The sequence below is a fragment of the Streptomyces geranii genome, from assembly GCF_002954775.1.
GTDB classification, from domain to species: domain Bacteria; phylum Actinomycetota; class Actinomycetes; order Streptomycetales; family Streptomycetaceae; genus Streptomyces; species Streptomyces geranii.
In genome coordinates this window covers 148851-163233 of sequence record NZ_PJME01000018.1, presented here as the reverse complement: position 1 = coordinate 163233, position 14383 = coordinate 148851, and the positions used below count along the sequence as shown (strand labels likewise).

At 71.5% G+C, this 14383-nt stretch carries 17 protein-coding genes; 8 read left to right on the top strand and 9 right to left on the bottom strand.

What is annotated here, in order from left to right; translation table 11 throughout:
• Positions 1 to 113: 113 nt before the first annotated feature.
• A complete protein-coding gene (locus tag CW359_RS24135) occupies positions 114 to 812 on the bottom strand; it encodes a LuxR C-terminal-related transcriptional regulator (RefSeq protein WP_105972192.1) in 699 nt (232 codons plus the stop codon).
• A gap of 196 nt (positions 813 to 1008) precedes the next feature.
• Between CW359_RS24135 and CW359_RS24130 the strand changes: the two genes are divergently transcribed.
• Positions 1009 to 1623, top strand: coding sequence for a PadR family transcriptional regulator (locus CW359_RS24130; protein ID WP_105972191.1), 615 nt, complete (start codon positions 1009 to 1011; stop codon positions 1621 to 1623).
• A gap of 198 nt (positions 1624 to 1821) precedes the next feature.
• On the opposite strand, the gene CW359_RS24125 is transcribed toward CW359_RS24130, so the two are convergent.
• Together CW359_RS24125 and CW359_RS24120 are read right to left on the bottom strand one after the other, a co-directional pair.
• Positions 1822 to 2250, bottom strand: a complete 429-nt coding sequence (locus tag CW359_RS24125) for a type II toxin-antitoxin system Rv0910 family toxin (protein ID WP_105972190.1) — start codon at positions 2248 to 2250, stop codon at positions 1822 to 1824.
• 78 nt (positions 2251 to 2328) lie between these two features.
• On the bottom strand, positions 2329 to 2499 hold the full coding sequence (locus CW359_RS24120) for a hypothetical protein (protein WP_105972204.1): 171 nt from the start codon (positions 2497 to 2499) through the stop codon (positions 2329 to 2331).
• A gap of 229 nt (positions 2500 to 2728) precedes the next feature.
• On the opposite strand from CW359_RS24120, the gene CW359_RS24115 reads away from it, so the two are divergent.
• From CW359_RS24115 to CW359_RS24105, 3 genes are all read left to right on the top strand, one after another.
• Complete coding sequence (locus tag CW359_RS24115; protein WP_105972189.1) at positions 2729 to 3307, top strand: Clp protease N-terminal domain-containing protein; 579 nt, start codon at positions 2729 to 2731, stop codon at positions 3305 to 3307.
• 98 nt (positions 3308 to 3405) lie between these two features.
• The gene (locus CW359_RS24110; protein WP_105972188.1) at positions 3406 to 4407 is read left to right on the top strand and encodes an EamA family transporter; all 1002 of its coding nucleotides are present in this window, start codon (positions 3406 to 3408) and stop codon (positions 4405 to 4407) included.
• Positions 4408 to 4668: 261 nt separating this feature from the next.
• Complete coding sequence (locus tag CW359_RS24105; protein ID WP_105972187.1) at positions 4669 to 5637, top strand: DMT family transporter; 969 nt, start codon at positions 4669 to 4671, stop codon at positions 5635 to 5637.
• A 14-nt stretch (positions 5638 to 5651) separates the two neighbouring features.
• Here CW359_RS24105 and CW359_RS24100 read toward each other — a convergent pair whose 3' ends face one another.
• Positions 5652 to 6548, bottom strand: a complete 897-nt coding sequence (locus tag CW359_RS24100; RefSeq protein WP_105972186.1) for an oxidoreductase — start codon at positions 6546 to 6548, stop codon at positions 5652 to 5654.
• Between the two features lie 145 nt (positions 6549 to 6693).
• Here CW359_RS24100 and CW359_RS24095 point away from each other — a divergent pair, with 145 nt between their 5' ends.
• Positions 6694 to 7689 carry a helix-turn-helix domain-containing protein gene (locus tag CW359_RS24095; RefSeq protein WP_105972185.1) on the top strand — a complete coding sequence of 332 codons (996 nt, stop codon included), beginning with the start codon at positions 6694 to 6696 and terminating at the stop codon, positions 7687 to 7689.
• Between the two features lie 19 nt (positions 7690 to 7708).
• Here CW359_RS24095 and CW359_RS24090 read toward each other — a convergent pair whose 3' ends face one another.
• A complete protein-coding gene (locus CW359_RS24090) occupies positions 7709 to 8341 on the bottom strand; it encodes an FMN-binding negative transcriptional regulator (RefSeq protein ID WP_105972184.1) in 633 nt (210 codons plus the stop codon).
• A gap of 5 nt (positions 8342 to 8346) precedes the next feature.
• On the bottom strand, positions 8347 to 9066 hold the full coding sequence (locus tag CW359_RS24085; protein WP_105972183.1) for a pyridoxamine 5'-phosphate oxidase family protein: 720 nt from the start codon (positions 9064 to 9066) through the stop codon (positions 8347 to 8349).
• 64 nt (positions 9067 to 9130) lie between these two features.
• Between CW359_RS24085 and CW359_RS24080 the strand changes: the two genes are divergently transcribed.
• The gene (locus tag CW359_RS24080; protein ID WP_105972182.1) at positions 9131 to 10465 is read left to right on the top strand and encodes an aminotransferase class I/II-fold pyridoxal phosphate-dependent enzyme; all 1335 of its coding nucleotides are present in this window, start codon (positions 9131 to 9133) and stop codon (positions 10463 to 10465) included.
• Between the two features lie 101 nt (positions 10466 to 10566).
• Here the strand turns inward: CW359_RS24080 and CW359_RS24075 are convergent, their stop codons facing one another.
• Positions 10567 to 11568, bottom strand: a complete 1002-nt coding sequence (locus tag CW359_RS24075; protein ID WP_105972181.1) for a DMT family transporter — start codon at positions 11566 to 11568, stop codon at positions 10567 to 10569.
• 73 nt (positions 11569 to 11641) lie between these two features.
• On the opposite strand from CW359_RS24075, the gene CW359_RS24070 reads away from it, so the two are divergent.
• Positions 11642 to 12544 (top strand): LysR family transcriptional regulator, encoded by a 903-nt coding sequence (locus tag CW359_RS24070; protein WP_105972180.1) that lies wholly within the window; start codon positions 11642 to 11644, stop codon positions 12542 to 12544.
• Positions 12545 to 12635: 91 nt separating this feature from the next.
• Here CW359_RS24070 and CW359_RS24065 read toward each other — a convergent pair whose 3' ends face one another.
• Complete coding sequence (locus CW359_RS24065) at positions 12636 to 13103, bottom strand: pyridoxamine 5'-phosphate oxidase family protein (protein ID WP_105972179.1); 468 nt, start codon at positions 13101 to 13103, stop codon at positions 12636 to 12638.
• A 113-nt stretch (positions 13104 to 13216) separates the two neighbouring features.
• Between CW359_RS24065 and CW359_RS24060 the strand changes: the two genes are divergently transcribed.
• Positions 13217 to 13861 (top strand): cysteine hydrolase family protein, encoded by a 645-nt coding sequence (locus tag CW359_RS24060; protein ID WP_105972178.1) that lies wholly within the window; start codon positions 13217 to 13219, stop codon positions 13859 to 13861.
• Here CW359_RS24060 and CW359_RS24055 read toward each other — a convergent pair.
• Complete coding sequence (locus CW359_RS24055; protein WP_105972177.1) at positions 13848 to 14285, bottom strand: Rieske (2Fe-2S) protein; 438 nt, start codon at positions 14283 to 14285, stop codon at positions 13848 to 13850. The two genes, CW359_RS24060 and CW359_RS24055, sit on opposite strands and share 14 nt — an antisense overlap.
• Positions 14286 to 14383: the final 98 nt, after the last annotated feature.

The window sequence follows — 14383 nt, the reverse complement described above, 5'->3', positions numbered from 1 at the left end:
GTCCTCAACCGCCGGACGGGCTGGATGTGGCGGGCCTGGGTGGGTGGGGGAGAGCGTCCGTCTGTGCAGGCTTGGCCTTGTGCGTCGGGCGGGCTGTGTGGTGTCCGTCGGTGTCAGGCTGCTGCCGTTGGGCGGACCAGGCCCGACTCGTATGCGAAGACCACCGCCTGTACCCGTGCGCGTGCGCCGATCTTGGACAGGATGCGGCTTACGTGGGACTTGACCGTCGTCGGTGAGATGGACAGGCGGGTCGCTATCTCCGTGTTCGACCAGCCGGCGGCCACCGCGGTGAGGACGTCGCGTTCTCGGCTTGTGAGGGTGTCCAGTTCTGTTACGCGGTGCAGCGTGGTGGCGGAGTGTTCGTGGCGGACCGTGTCGATCAGGGCCCGGGTCAGGCTGGGGGTGGTGACCGCGTCTCCGGCCGCCACTATGCGTACGGCCGCTGCCAGTTCGTCCGGGGTGGCGTCCTGGGGGAGGAAGCCGCCGGCGCCCGCGCGCAGGGCCGCGTACGCGTGGTGTTCGTGGCTGGTGGGGGTCAGGAGCAGGACTCGCGGGCGGTGGCCCGTGACTCTGGTCGGGGTCGGGGGCAGGGTGGGGGAGCCGGTTATTCGGCTGATGACGTTCACCCCGTCCCTGTCGACCACGAGGTTGTCCATCAGGACGACATCCGGGGCGAGTGCCGTACTCATACGGACCGCCTCCGCACCGGTCGCCGCTTCGCCGACGACGGTCAGGTCCGGTTCGGCCGACAGGAGCATGCGCAGGCCGAGACGCTGCATGGACTGACTGTGGACGACGAGTACAGAGGCCATGATGGGCACTCTCCTTGTACGAAACTGTTTCGTTCACTTCGGTATTCGTCAGCGTAGCTCGCCGCGCTATCGAAACGGCGTCGTTTCTGCTGTGGTCTGGGTCACTTCTTCTTGGGGGTTGTCGTACGAGCTGTTCCGATATATCGTCGAAGCATCGCGACAGATCAACGACTAGACAACGAATGGAGTGGTTGCGATGCGTTCCCATGGAGAGGAATTCGGTCCGGGCTTCGGTCCCGGACGTCCGCACGGTCATGGTGGGCGGCGTGCCGCCTTCGGTCCCTTCGGGCCCGGTTTCGGCGGCCCCGGTGGTCCTGGCTTCGGCCCGGGTCCCTGGGGTGGGCGCGGCGGCCGGGGTGGTCCCCGGGGCAGGGCGCGGCGCGGTGACGTCCGTGCGTCGATCCTGGCCCTGCTGAAGGACCGGCCCATGCACGGCTACGAGATGATCCAGGAGATCGCCGAGCGCAGCGGAGGGGCGTGGAAGCCCAGCCCCGGCTCGGTCTACCCCACCCTTCAGCTGCTGGAGGACGAGGGCCTGATCGTCAACGAGACCGAGGGCGGCAAGAAGCTGTTCTCGCTCACCGAGTCCGGTCGTACGGCCGCCGAGGAGGGCCCCGAGGCGCCCTGGGAGGAAGCCGGGCGCGGCGTCGACTGGGAGGCCCTGAACGACATCCGACAGGCCGGGTTCGGTCTGATGGAGGCCTTCGGGCAGGTCTGGAAGACGGGCAGCAAGGAGCAGCGCGAGAAGGCGCTCACCGTTATCAACGAGGCCCGCAAGAAGCTGTATCTGATCCTCGCCGACGAGGACTGATGGGCCGCCCTCGGAGACCGTCCGCCTCCGGCGGCGCGTCCCCCAGGTGCGTACAGGCGCCCCGCGGAAGTGTCCGCGGGGCGCCCTTGTGTCGTCTGCGTCGTCCGGTGCGTTCCTTGGTGTGTCGTTCGGTGCGCTGTTCGGTGTGGCGCTCCGGGTGTCGTTCGGTGTGGTGGGTGGCCTGTTGTCCTGGGGTCGTCAGGCCACCAGGCCTGCCAGTTTGCGCAGCGACTCGTTCAGGGCCGCCGTTCCCGAGTCCTTCAGCTTGCCCGCCATCAGGGAAACCGCCGCGCCGGTGAACTCGCCGTCGATGCGGACCGTCGTGGCGTCTCCGTCAGGGGTGAGGCTGTAGCGCGTGGCCACCGTCACGGCCATCGGGCCCTTGCCCCTGATCGCCAGCGTGCGGGCCGGCTCCAACTCGTCGATCGTCCACTCGACCTCGGCCGGGAAGCCCATCAGCTTCATGTTCTCCTCGAAGGTGCCGCCGACCTCCAGTGCGGAGGGGCCGCCCTTCGGGAAGCTCGTGTGGGTCGCGTTCCACTCCCCGTACGCCGACCAGTCCGTCAGCTGCGCCCAGATCTTCTCCGCCGGTGCCTGGATGCGGGCCTCCGCGCTTATTTCGGCCATGCGACCACCTCTGTGTCTCGGGCTGCGGTGTCGCGGAACGTAGCCCCACGGGGCGGAACATTCAATACTGACGAGTCGTCAGATTTCCAGTCGTCGTATCACCGCCGCCTCGAACAGGTCCCACGCGCGCGGGAAGGGGCCTTCGTCGTGGCAGTGCCACGCCTCCCAGAACAGGTCGGCGAGCAGTGCGTCCTCCGGGGCGTAGACCCGGTACACGTACTGCCTGCCGTCCGTGGCCGGCAGTGCCACCAGCCAGCACCTGCTCTCCATGTTGAAGTGGGACGTATCCGGAGATGCCCCGGTTGCGCCCGGGGCGCGCGGCAAGAGTGTGCGCGCCCCTTGCGTCGATTTCGGGTCGGAGCGGCGTGATGTCATCCGTAAGGAGGAGATTCCGCCCCCGATGCCCACCCTTCGTGGGACGCGGAAATGGTGCGTCACGGGGATGACCGGATCTGCGGGGACTGATGAGGTAGGGGATGTGCAACCCCGTATTCCCCGGCAGTCGACCACTGAGCACGGTGCGAACCGCGTGGACAACGATGCCAGGCTCACCGCAGAGCTGGCAGCGGTGGTCGCCGGTGCGCGCAGACGGGCGCTGCGGGACGGGGACCGCCAGATCGACACGGCCCATCTGCTGCACACGCTCCTGGAGTCCGATCCCGAGGTGCGCGCCGTGTTCGAGGGCGAGGGCCCGCAGGTCGCGCGGCTCCTCGGCTATCTCGTGCAGCGCAGCATCGGCTACGGGCTGCGCTGGCAGAGTTCCGTCGAGGACTCCGGGGCGCTGCCCGTACTCCCTGGCGCTGCGGCTTCGGCGGGCTGGTCGCCGGTCGCGGCCGGTGCGCTGGAGGAGGCGTGCGAGCGGGCCGGGCGGCGCGGTGACACGCACGCGCGTGGCGTCGATCTGCTCGCGGCGATCGTCGGGGATCCCGAGTCCCGGGCCGTCGAGGTGCTCGGGCGGGGCGGGGTCGACGCGCAGGAACTGCTCGCCCGGCTGCGGCAGGCCGAGGCGACGGCGTTGGCGTGGGAGGAGTACGTCTGGGGTGTCGATGGCGGCTGAGGCTGAGGTGCGGGCCCTCTCTGTTGTCCCCGGTGGGCCGTCCAGCCGGTGAGACAGGTGTCAACGGGGGTGACGCTCATGTCGTCGCCTGTCATCATGTGCCGGTGGGTACGTCAGGGAGTGGTGAGGTCGGTCGGGGCCGGGGCGTCGGACTGGGGCTCGCGCTGGTGTCGGCGGTCGCGTTCGGCGGGTCCGGGGTCGCGGCCAAGCCGTTGATCGAGGCGGGCCTCGAACCGCTGCACGTGGTGTGGCTGCGCGTCACCGGCGCCGCCCTCGTGATGCTCCCGCTCGCCGTACGGCACCGCGCGCTGGTACGCCGCCGGCCCGCGCTGCTCGCCGGGTTCGGACTGCTCGCCGTGGCCGGTGTCCAGGCCTTCTACTTCGCCTCCATCTCCCGTATCCCCGTCGGGGTCGCCCTGCTCGTCGAGTACCTCGCGCCCGCGCTCGTGCTCGGCTGGGTGCGGTTCGTGCAGCGGCGGCCCGTGACCCGTGCCGCCGCCCTCGGTGTCGTCCTCGCGGTCGGCGGGCTCGCCTGTGTCGTCGAGGTGTGGTCGGGGCTGAGCTTCGACGCGCTCGGGCTGCTGCTCGCGCTCGGCGCCGCCTGCTGCCAGGTCGGCTACTTCGTCCTGTCCGACCAGGGCAGCGACGCGGGCGACCAGGCGCCGGACCCGCTCGGCGTCATCGCGTACGGCCTCCTGGTCGGTGCCCTCGTACTCACCGTCGTCGCGCGTCCGTGGGGCATGGACTGGTCCGTGCTCTCGGGCAGCGCCGACCTGGACGGCACGCCGGTCGCGGCCGGGCTCCTGCTCGGCTGGCTCGTGTTGCTCGCCACGGTCGTCGCCTACGTCACCGGAGTGGTCGCCGTGCGGCGGCTCTCGCCGCAGGTCGCCGGGGTCGTGGCGTGTCTGGAGGCGGTCATCGCGACCGGGCTGGCCTGGGTGCTGCTGGGCGAACACCTGTCGGCGCCGCAGATCGTCGGGGGCGCGGTGGTGCTCGTGGGTGCCTTCATCGCGCAGTCGTCCGCGCCCGCCAAGGGGTCGGCGGAGCCGGTCGCCCGGGGCCCCGAAACCGATTTGGCCGCCCGCCGGACCGCCGCATAGGGTCGCTGTCATGCACGCGCGAGCACTCGTCCTTCCGCCTCCGGCCGCCTGAGGCGGGCTCCCCAGAACCTGTCCGACGTATCGATGAATCGACTTGATGTATCGACCCATCGATGAATCGACGTCGGGCCGCGTGGTGTTGCCCGCAGACGAAGTCCGAGGATCCCGTCGCGCCCTGAGGGGCCCGGGTCCTTTCGTCACCTTCCGCGCGGTCGCCGCCCCCTTTCCGGCCGGTCTCCGCGCGTCCGCGGAGAGACTCTCGTGTCCAACCCTGCCTCCGGCCTGCCCGTCGGGCGAGGCCTGCTCTTCCTGATCGTCGCCGGTGCCGCCTGGGGCACCGCGGGCGCCGCCGCCTCCCTCGTCTACCGGGTGAGCGACCTGGGCCCAGTCGCCCTCTCCTTCTGGCGCTGCGCGGGCGGCTTCGTGCTGCTGCTCCTCGCCCGGTCGCTGAGCCGCCGTACGCCCGTCAGGGCCGAGCCCTGGCGCCGGAAGGCCCTGCGCGCCGGGGCCACCGGACTCTCGCTCGCCGTGTTCCAGACCGCCTACTTCGCCGCCGTCCAGGCCACCGGCCTCGCGGTCGCCACCGTCGTCACGCTCGGCGCCGGGCCCGTTCTCATCGCGCTGGGCGCCCGGCTGACCATGGGCGAGCGGCTGGGCGCGGGCGGGACCGTCGCCGTCGTCGGGGCGCTCGCCGGGCTCGCGGTGCTGGTGCTGGGCGGCGGTGGCGCCGAGGTGCGGTCGTCGGGTGTCGGCTGGGCCGTGCTGGCGGCGGTCGGGTACGCCGTGCTGACCCTCCTCACCCGGTGGTGGGGGCGGGAAGGGGCGACGGACGCGTTCGGTACGTCCGTCAGGGCCTTCGGCGTCACCACGCTCTGTCTGCTGCCGTTCGCGCTCGCCGAGGGGCTTCTGTCGCACACCAGTGCTGGTGCCGGGCTGTGGTTTCTCGGCCTTCTCGTCTACGTCGCCGCCGTGCCCACCGCCCTGGCGTACGGGCTGTACTTCGCCGGGGCCGCCGTCGTCCGCTCGGCGACCGTCTCCGTGATCATGCTGCTGGAACCGGTGAGCGCCGCCGTCCTCGCCGTCACCCTGCTCGGCGAGCGGCTCACGGCGGCGACCGTCGTGGGCACCCTGCTGATGCTGGGCGCGGTGGCCGGGCTCGCGGTCGCGGAGACGCGCGGTGCCGGGAAGGGGGCGGGGGAGAGTACGGAGGGTGTGCGGGTGTTCGGCTGAGGGAGAGGTGAGAGTCAGGCGCCCTGCGCCGGGGGCTTCGCGGTGCCGATCGTGTCCAGCTCCGCGATGATCTCCGGCGGCAGCTTCAGGTCAGCCGCCGCGATGTTCTCGCGGAGGTGGGCGCGTGCGGACGTACCGGGGATGAGGACGATGCTCGGCGAGCGCTGGAGCAGCCAGGCCAGGGCGACCTGCTGCGGCGAGGCGCCGAGGCGGGCGGCGACATCGGTGAGGGTCCGCGACTGGAGCGGGGTGAAGCCGCCGAGCGGGAAGAACGGCGCGAACGCGATGTTCTCCGCCGCGCACCGCTCGACCAGCGCGTCGTCCTCGCGGTTGGCCAGGTTGTAGAGGTTCTGCACGGTGACGACCGGGGCGACGGCCTGCGCCTCGGTCAACTGGGCGTCGCCCACCGCGCTGACCCCGAGATGCCGGATCAGCCCCTCCTTCCGCAGCTCGGCCAGTACCCCGAACTGCTCGGCGAGCGGCTGCTCACCGGCCGTGTGGTCCGTGCCGACCCGCAGGTTCACCACGTCGAGCACGTCCACACCGAGGTTCCGGAGGTTGTCGTGGACGGCCGCCCTGAGACTCTCGGGGTCCAGCGCGGGCAGCCAACCGGCGTCGGGGCCGCGCCGGGCGCCCACCTTCGTGACGATGCGAAGGTCGGCGGGGTAGGGGGACAGGGCCTTCCTGATCAGTTCGTTGACGACCGTCGGGCCGTAGAAGTCGCTGGTGTCGATGTGGGTGATGCCCCGGTCGACGGCCTCGCGCAGCACCGCCACCGCCTCGTCGGGGTCCTTCGGCGGCCCGAACACCTGCGGTCCCGCCAGCTGCATCGCTCCGTACCCCATGCGCGTCAGGGTCAGACCCTCGGCCGGGGTCAGGGTTCCGCCGGGAAGGGGGGTCGTGTCGGTCATGGTGGGGCCTCTCGTCGCGTGCCGCCGATGGTGTCGCCGTACTGCGTCGAGCCTGCCCCGGCCCGCCCGCGCGTGGCAGTACCCCGCTGTTCCTGGGTGCGACAGGGACACCCACATCCCGAGCCGGCCGATCTACGGTGGAGGGATGGACGCCAACAACGTGCTCGGCGAGTTCCTGCGGGCCCGCCGGGAGCTGGTCAGGCCCGAGGACGTCGGGCTCAGCGGCGGCGGTCTGCGCCGGGTGCCCGGACTGCGCCGGGAGGAGGTCGCGACGCTCGCCGGCATCAGCTCCGACTACTACCTACGGCTTGAGCAGGGACGGGACCGCAATCCGTCCGTCCAGGTGCTCGAAGCGGTCGCCCGGGTGCTGCTCCTGGACTCCGACGCGACCCGCCACCTGGTCGGCCTGACGGGGACCGCGCGACGGCCCGGGCCGCGTGGCCGTGCGGCGAAGCCGGCCCAGGTGCCGATGAGCATCCGGCAGCTCATCGACGGCTGGCCCACCACCCCCGCCTATGTGCAGAACCAGTACGCCGACGTGCTCGCGGTGAACGCGCTGTGCCGTGCCCTGTCCCCGCACTACGCCCTCGGGGTGAACCTGCTGCGGATTGTGTTCCTCGACCCCGCCGCCCGCGAACTGCACCGCGACTGGGAGGACCTGACCGCCGGGATCGTCGCGAACCTGCGCGCGCGGGCCGGTGCCGAGGTCGACGATCCGCGCCTGGTCGAACTGGTCGGCGAACTGTCCGTGCGCAGCGAACGCTTCCGGGTGCTCTGGGGGCGCCACGACGTCGTCCCCATGCGCGCCCGCGTCAGCCGGCTGAACCACCCGCAGGTCGGCGACCTCGAACTGCACTGCGACAAGCTCGACATCGGCGGCTCGGACGGCCTCCTCCTCGTCGTCTTCCACGCCGAGCCCGGCAGTCGTGACGCGGAACTGCTCGCCCTGCTGGGGAGCCTCAACGCCCCGGAGTTCGCCGGTTCCGCGAAGGCCGGCGAGCAGCTGGGGCGAAGGCAGGGACAGCCGCATGGACAGCCGCATGGACAGCCGCGAGGACTGGGACCGGGCCAGGGGCAGGGTCGGGGGCTGGGGCGTGGCGATGTGCCGGTCGCCGACGAGCCCGGCGGCGACGGGAGTTGAACGGGAGTTGAGGGGCCCGCTAAAGGCCCCGTCTGTGCCGCTGGACCGCCAGTGCCGCCGCGTCCCGTGGCCCGCCCCGCGCCGCGAGGTCGGCCGCGATCCGGTCCTGGACCTCCACCGGCTTCTTCTCGGCGTACTTGAACTTCGCCCGTACGTCCGTCACTTCGAGCCTGATGCCACGGATGCCGGAGAGCATCCTGCCGTACGGCTCCTCGCCCGCCGCCACCCGTGCCGAGCCGCCCTCCGGCTGGAAGTGGCCCAGCTGGCGGTTGAGCAGGGCTGCCTTCTCCGTCGGATCGTCCACCACATGGGCGGTGCAGTGGAGTTGGACGGCCGCGTAGAAGCTCGTCGGGGTGCCGTGCTCGGGCGGGCCCTCCGGCGCCGCCTGCCACGGGCCGGGGATGAAGGTGTAGTCGTCGACCACGCTGAGCAGCACGGCCGGGTTCCGCTCCAGCGCGGACCAGAGCGGGTTGGGACGGGCCAAGTGCGTTACCGCCTCGTCGAGTTCAGGATCGTAGGCGAAGTGCAGCGGCTGGACGTACGGCGCCTCGCCCGGCGGGCCGGTGACCGCGAGCTGGCCGAAGTCGTGGGCGGACAGCCACTGTTGCCACTCGGCGTCCTCGTGCGAGGCGTCCCAGGGATGGATCAGCATCGGGATCAGAGTGCCTTGAGGTAGTCGGGGAGCCGGGTCTCCGGTGCCAACTCGGCGTCGGCGAGCGCGGGTTCGTAGCCCTTGCGGAGCGGGACCACACCGGCCCAGTGGGGGAGGGCGAGGTCCTCGGGCTCGTCGTTCACCCCGCCCGTGCGCGCCTTCGCGGAGACCTCGGCGAGGTCGATGCGGATCACCGAAGTGGCGGCCAGCTCCTTGGCGTTGGCGGGCCGGGAGTCGGCCGAGCGGCCGGCCACGACGTTGTCGACCAGGACGTCCAGGGCCAGGCGCTTCTCGTCCGGGTCCGTCACCTGGTGGGCGATGCCGTGCACGACCACCGAGCGGTAGTTGATCGAGTGGTGGAAGGCGGACCGGGCCAGGACCAGCGCGTCCACGTGCGTGACCGTCAGGCAGACCGGCAGCCCCGGGTCCGCCTTGCCCGTCATCCGCAGCGGGCGCGAACCCGTCGACCCATGCACATAGAGCCGCTCGCCGAGCCGCGCGTACAGCGTCGGCAGCACGACCGGAGCGCTGTCCCGGACGAAGCCGAGGTGGCACACATACCCCTCGTCGAGGATCGCGTGCACCGCCTCCTTGTCGTACGAGGCCCGGTTCGCGGAGCGGGTCGGGACCGTGCGGTCGGTCGGGGGGTAGGTGTCGCCGCCCGTGTCCTGGGTCGAGCCCTGGGCTGCGTTCTGGGCTGGGTTCTGTGTGGGGGTCCCCGGCATCGTGGTCTCCTCGTGAATACGGTTACGGTTGCGATTCATATTGCACTAGTACATAATCTGTGTTGTGCTAGGAGAATATCGGATCGAAGGTCGGGGCGCAGCAGAGATTTCCGCGAGCGTCGAGCGCGCGGTGGGTGCCGGGGAGCTGGAACCCGGTCAACTGCTGCCGCCGATGCGGGAGTTGGCGGAGCGGCTCGGAGTGAATCCCAATACCGTCGCCGCCGCCTACCGCACGCTGCGGGAGCGCGGGGTCATCGAGACCCATGGGCGGCGCGGCAGCCGGGTGCGCTCCAAGCCGGCCACCACCGGGCGCGAGTACATCCGCGTGGAGGTGCCCTCCGGCGTACGGGACGTGGCGAACGGCAACCCCGATCCGGCGCTGCTGCCGTCACTGGCGGCGGCCTTCGCGGCGGCCGGTGCGCAGGCGGACCGCGAGCCGGTCCTCTACGGCGACGCCACCGTCGAACCGGAGCTGGCCCGCATCGCCCGCGCCGACCTCGACGCCGACGGGGTGCCGGACGGGCCCCTCGCCGTCACCTCCGGCGCGCTGGACAGCATCGAGCGCGTCCTCGCCGTACACCTCAAGCCCGGTGACACCGTCGCCGTCGAGGACCCCGGGTGGGGCGGGCTGCTCGACCTCGTACCGGCGCTCGGGCTGCGCATGGTTCCGGTGGGCGTCGACGACGAGGGGCCGCTCGCCGAGGACGTACGGCGGGCCCTGGCGGCCGGGGCGCGGGCGCTGGTCGTCACGGACCGGGCGCAGAACCCGACCGGGGCTGCGCTGAGCGCCACGCGTGCGCGTGCCCTGCGTTCCGTGCTCAAGGAGCACCCCGAGACCCTGCTCGTCGAGGACGACCACGGCTACCGGATCGTCGACCAGCCCCTCCACCCGCTGGCCGGCGTCACCCGGCACTGGGCGTTCGTCCGCGCGGTCGCCAAGGCGTACGGCCCCGACCTGCGCCTCGCCGTCCTCACCGGGGACCCCGTCACCGTCGACCGGGTCCTGGGCCGACAGCGGCTCGGGCCCGGCTGGGTCAGCCGACTGCTCCAACGGGCCGTCGTACGACTGTGGGCCGACGACGCGCTGGACGCCCCCGCCGTGGCATCGGCGTACGGGCGGCGCCGGGACGCGCTGATCGACGCGCTGGCGCGGCGCGGGGTCGCGGCCCACGGGCGCAGCGGGCTGAACGTCTGGATCCCGGTCCCGGACGAGACCGGCGCGGTCGCCCGGCTGCTGCACGCAGGCTGGGCCGTCGCCCCCGGCGCCCGCTTCCGGATGAACGCGCCGCCCGGAATCCGGGTGACCGTCGCGACGCTGACCCCGGAGGAGACGGGGCCGTTGGCGGATGCGATCGCGCTGGCGGTGGCGCCGGTGGAGGGCGGGCGGTCGTACGTCTAGGACGTGACCGCACGTCTAGGGCGTGATCGCGAGCCGTGCGGCCTGGTCCGACGGGCAGGGCTTTCGGTGTTCCCGGAGGGCCGGTGAAGAGGGGGAGCCGGTCAGTGTTCGCTCCTCGCCCGTCGGCCGGAGCCGGCCTGCGTGAGTGCCGCCCCTGCCAGCACCACCACCGCGCCCACCGGTGTCGACCAGGTCAGGGTCTCGCCGAGCAGGGTGACGCCCGCGACCGTCGCGATGACCGGGATGAAGTACGTGACCATCTGGGCCGTCGTCGGGCCCGTCTCGGCGACCAGGCCGTACTGGAGCAGCATCGCGAAGCCCGTGCCCAGCGCGCCCAGGGCGACGATCGCGAGCAGCGGGCCCAGCGGGAGGCCGTCGGGTATCCCGGTGAACAGCGGCGTGACCACGGCCAGTTGGAGCGTGGCCAGCAGCAACTGGGCGCCGCTGAGCGACAGATGGGAGTGGCTCGAACCCGCGAGTGTGCGGCGGACGTAGATCCAGCCGATCGGGTAGCTGAGTGAGGCAAGCAGTGCCAGTGCCGTGCCCCTCGTGTCCAGGCCGTGGAAGCCCTGCCAGGTGCCGAGGACGGTCAGTACGCCCAGGAAGCCCAGGCCGAGCCCGGCCACCCGCACCCGCGTCGGGCGGTCCTCCGAGAGCGCTATCAGGGACAGCGCCATGCCCCAGAGGGGTGAGGTCGCGTTGCAGATGCCCGCGAGGGTGGACGGGATCGTCAGCTCGGCGTACGCGAACAGGGAGAACGGCAGTGCGTTCAGCAGGAAGGCGGCCACCGCGAGATGCCCCCATGTGCGCGTGCCGCGCGGGAGCCGCTCCCGCTTCACCGCCAGCGCCGCCGCCAGGACCGCCGTACCGAACAGGAGCCGTCCGAAGGTGACTTGGAACGGGGCGAAGCCCTGCGTGCCGACCTTGATCAGCAGGAAGCTGAAGCCCCAGATGAGGGAGAGGGCGCCGAAGCGGATGCGCCAGTCGAGGGTGGGGGTGCGGTGAGTCGGCGAGAGTGTGGGTGTGGGTGTGGGTGTGGGTGTGGGTGCAGGCGTGGGTGTGCGTGGCTGTGGTGTGGGGTTCGAGGTGGTGGGGCGGCTCATGACTCCACGATTCCGGAGTTGATCGCGTAGTACAAGCGATTGTTTGTTCGGGTGATCTCGTAGAATCGCTTACATGTTGAATCTGGAGCGCCTGCGCACCCTCGACGCCCTCGCCCGGCACGGCTCGGTCAGCGGGGCGGCCGAGGGGCTGCATGTGACGACGTCGGCCGTCTCGCAGCAGATGTCCAAGCTGGAGCGGGAGGTGGGGCAGCAGCTCCTCGCCAAGAACGGCCGGGGGGTGCGGCTCACCGACGCCGGGCGGCTGCTCGCCGACCACGCCGCGCGCATCCTGTCCCAGGTCGAGCTGGCCCAGTCCGATCTGGAGGCGCAGCGCGGGCAGGTGGTCGGCGAGCTGCGGCTGTCGGCGTTCCCGACAGCGGCGCGCGGGCTGTTTCCGGCCGCGCTGGCCGCGCTGCGCGCCGCGCATCCCGGGCTGCGGGTGCGGTCGTGCGAGCTGGAGCCGGAGGCCGGGGTCGCGGGGGTCGTGCGCGGGGACCTGGATCTGGCGGTCGTGCTCGACTGGTACAACAAGCCGATGCCGTTGCCGGACGGGCTGGTGAAGGCGTCCGTCCTCGACGATCCGGCGGATGTGGCGATGCCGGTCGGGCATCCGCTCGCGGGGCGGGGTGAAGTGGATCTCGGGGAGTTCGCCGAGGACGAGTGGATCACCTGGGGCGAGGGGGAGTTCTGCCATGAGTGGCTGATGTTCACGCTGCGGTCGATGGGGGTCGAGCCGTGTGTCGGGCACCGGGCGGCGGAGACGCATACGCAGTTGGCGTTGGTGGCGGCGGGGCTGGGGGTGTGCATTGCGCCGCTGCTCGGCCGGCAGCCGGTGCCGGCCGGGGTGGTCACTGTGCCGCTTCGGCAGCGGGTGCGGCGGCATGTGTATGTGGTGTGGCGGGCGGATGCGGATCGGAGGCCGTCCATTCGGGCGGCGGTGGATGCGTTGCGGGTGGTGGGGCGGGGGATCGGGTGAGTTCTGTTTCGCCCTCGCCGCCCCTACCCGTTCCCATCCGTCTGGGGGCTGCGCCCCCAGACGGGCTGAAGTGCGGGGCCTGGGCTGCAGGTTACTGCGCGGGCAGTTTGCGGAAGTCCCAGGAGACGATCTTTTCCGGGGTGAGGCGTATCCAGGCGTGTCTGCCGTCGTGGGGCATCTCGTCCAGGTGGAAGTTCTTGCGCGCGAACAGGGTCTCCGGGACGTCCAGTTCCGCGCGGAGTTCGCCCGTGCGCGGGGACTCGCCCACGAAGTCGACGGTGCCGGACAGCTCGACGCCGCGCAGTTCGTCGTACTCCTCGCCCGTGTCGACGACGACCGCGACCCGCGGATCGCGGCACAGGTGTGTCCAGCGCTTGCTGCGTACCACCGAGTACAGCCACATCGAGGTGCCGTCCCAGGCGAACCAGAGCGTGCTCACATGCGGAGCGCCCTCCGTCGACACGGTGGCGACCCGGCAGGTGCGCTGGGTCGACAGGAACTCGTCCAGCTCGCCCGGCGTCATCATGATCTTCCGGCCCCGGCGTTGAGTGGCGGTCATACGATCCCCCTTTGTTCTCCCACGTCGTGTCAGAGGGGATCCTCTGACATCACGTCAGAAAAGAAAATGGTGCGTCTTCCACCTTTGTGCGGCGGACGTTAGTCTCCGGCGCCATGCCGTCGTACGAACAGCTCAGCGAACTCCTCGACCCCGCGACCACGGTCCTGCTCACCGTCGAGTGCCAGCAGGGCGTCGTCGGACCCGGCAGCGCCCTGCCCGAACTCGCCGAGGAGGCGCGGTCGTCGGGCGTGCTCGACCGGATCGGCCGACTGGTCGCCGCCGCCCGCGAAAGCGGGATCCAGGTCGTCCACGCCGTCGCCGAGCGCCGTCCCGACGGCCGCGGCGCCAACCACAACGCCCGGCTGTTCCGCGCCGCCGGACGGCTCCCCGTCCAGCAACTGACCGGTACGAGCGCGGTGCGCGTCGCACCGCCCATCGAGGTCGCCGACGAGGACTTCGTCGTACGACGACTGCACGGCCTGTCGCCCATCCAGGGCACCGACGTGGACGCCCTGCTGCGCAATCTGGGCTGCCGCACGCTGATCGTGACCGGGGTCTCGGCCAACGTCGCGATCCCCAACGCCGTGTTCGACGCCGTGAACCGCGGCTACACCGTCGTCGTGCCCGGCGACGCCATCGCGGGGGTGCCCTCCGACTACACCCCCGCGATGATCCGCCACACCCTCGCGCTGGTCGCCACGGTCGCGACCACCGACGAGGTGCTGGCCTGTCTCGGGGCGCGGGTCAGGCGAGCGTGATCGAGTCCCCGGAGACCGTTATCTTCTCGGCGGCCAGCGCCTCGGTCGCGGGGCCCTTCTTCACGCTGCCGTCGGTCACCGAGAACTCGCTGTTGTGACAGGGACAGGTGATGACCCCGTTGGTGATGCCCGTCACCGCACAGCCCGCGTGCGTGCACTTCGACGAGAACGCCTTGTAGGTGCCCGCCGTCGGCTGGGTGACGACCACACCCTGGTCCGCGAAGATCTTGCCACCGCCCTCCGGGATGTCGGTGGTTTTCGCGAGGGCCGTGCCCGCGGCGGCGCCCTGTTCGGTCGCGGAGTCCGACGAGTCGTCACCCGACCCGCACGCGGTGAGCGCGACGGTGAGCCCCGCCGCGCCGGCCGCGGCCATGACCGTACGACGTGCCGGTCCCGATAGGGGCTGAAGCGAGGCGCTGCTCATGCTGGCGTTTCCTTCCGAAGGCGTTGTCTGGATCTGTCGGGAGATACGAACCCCGTGTCCGCGCCGTTCAGGCGGCGCGGGCATCCTGCCGTGAAGGC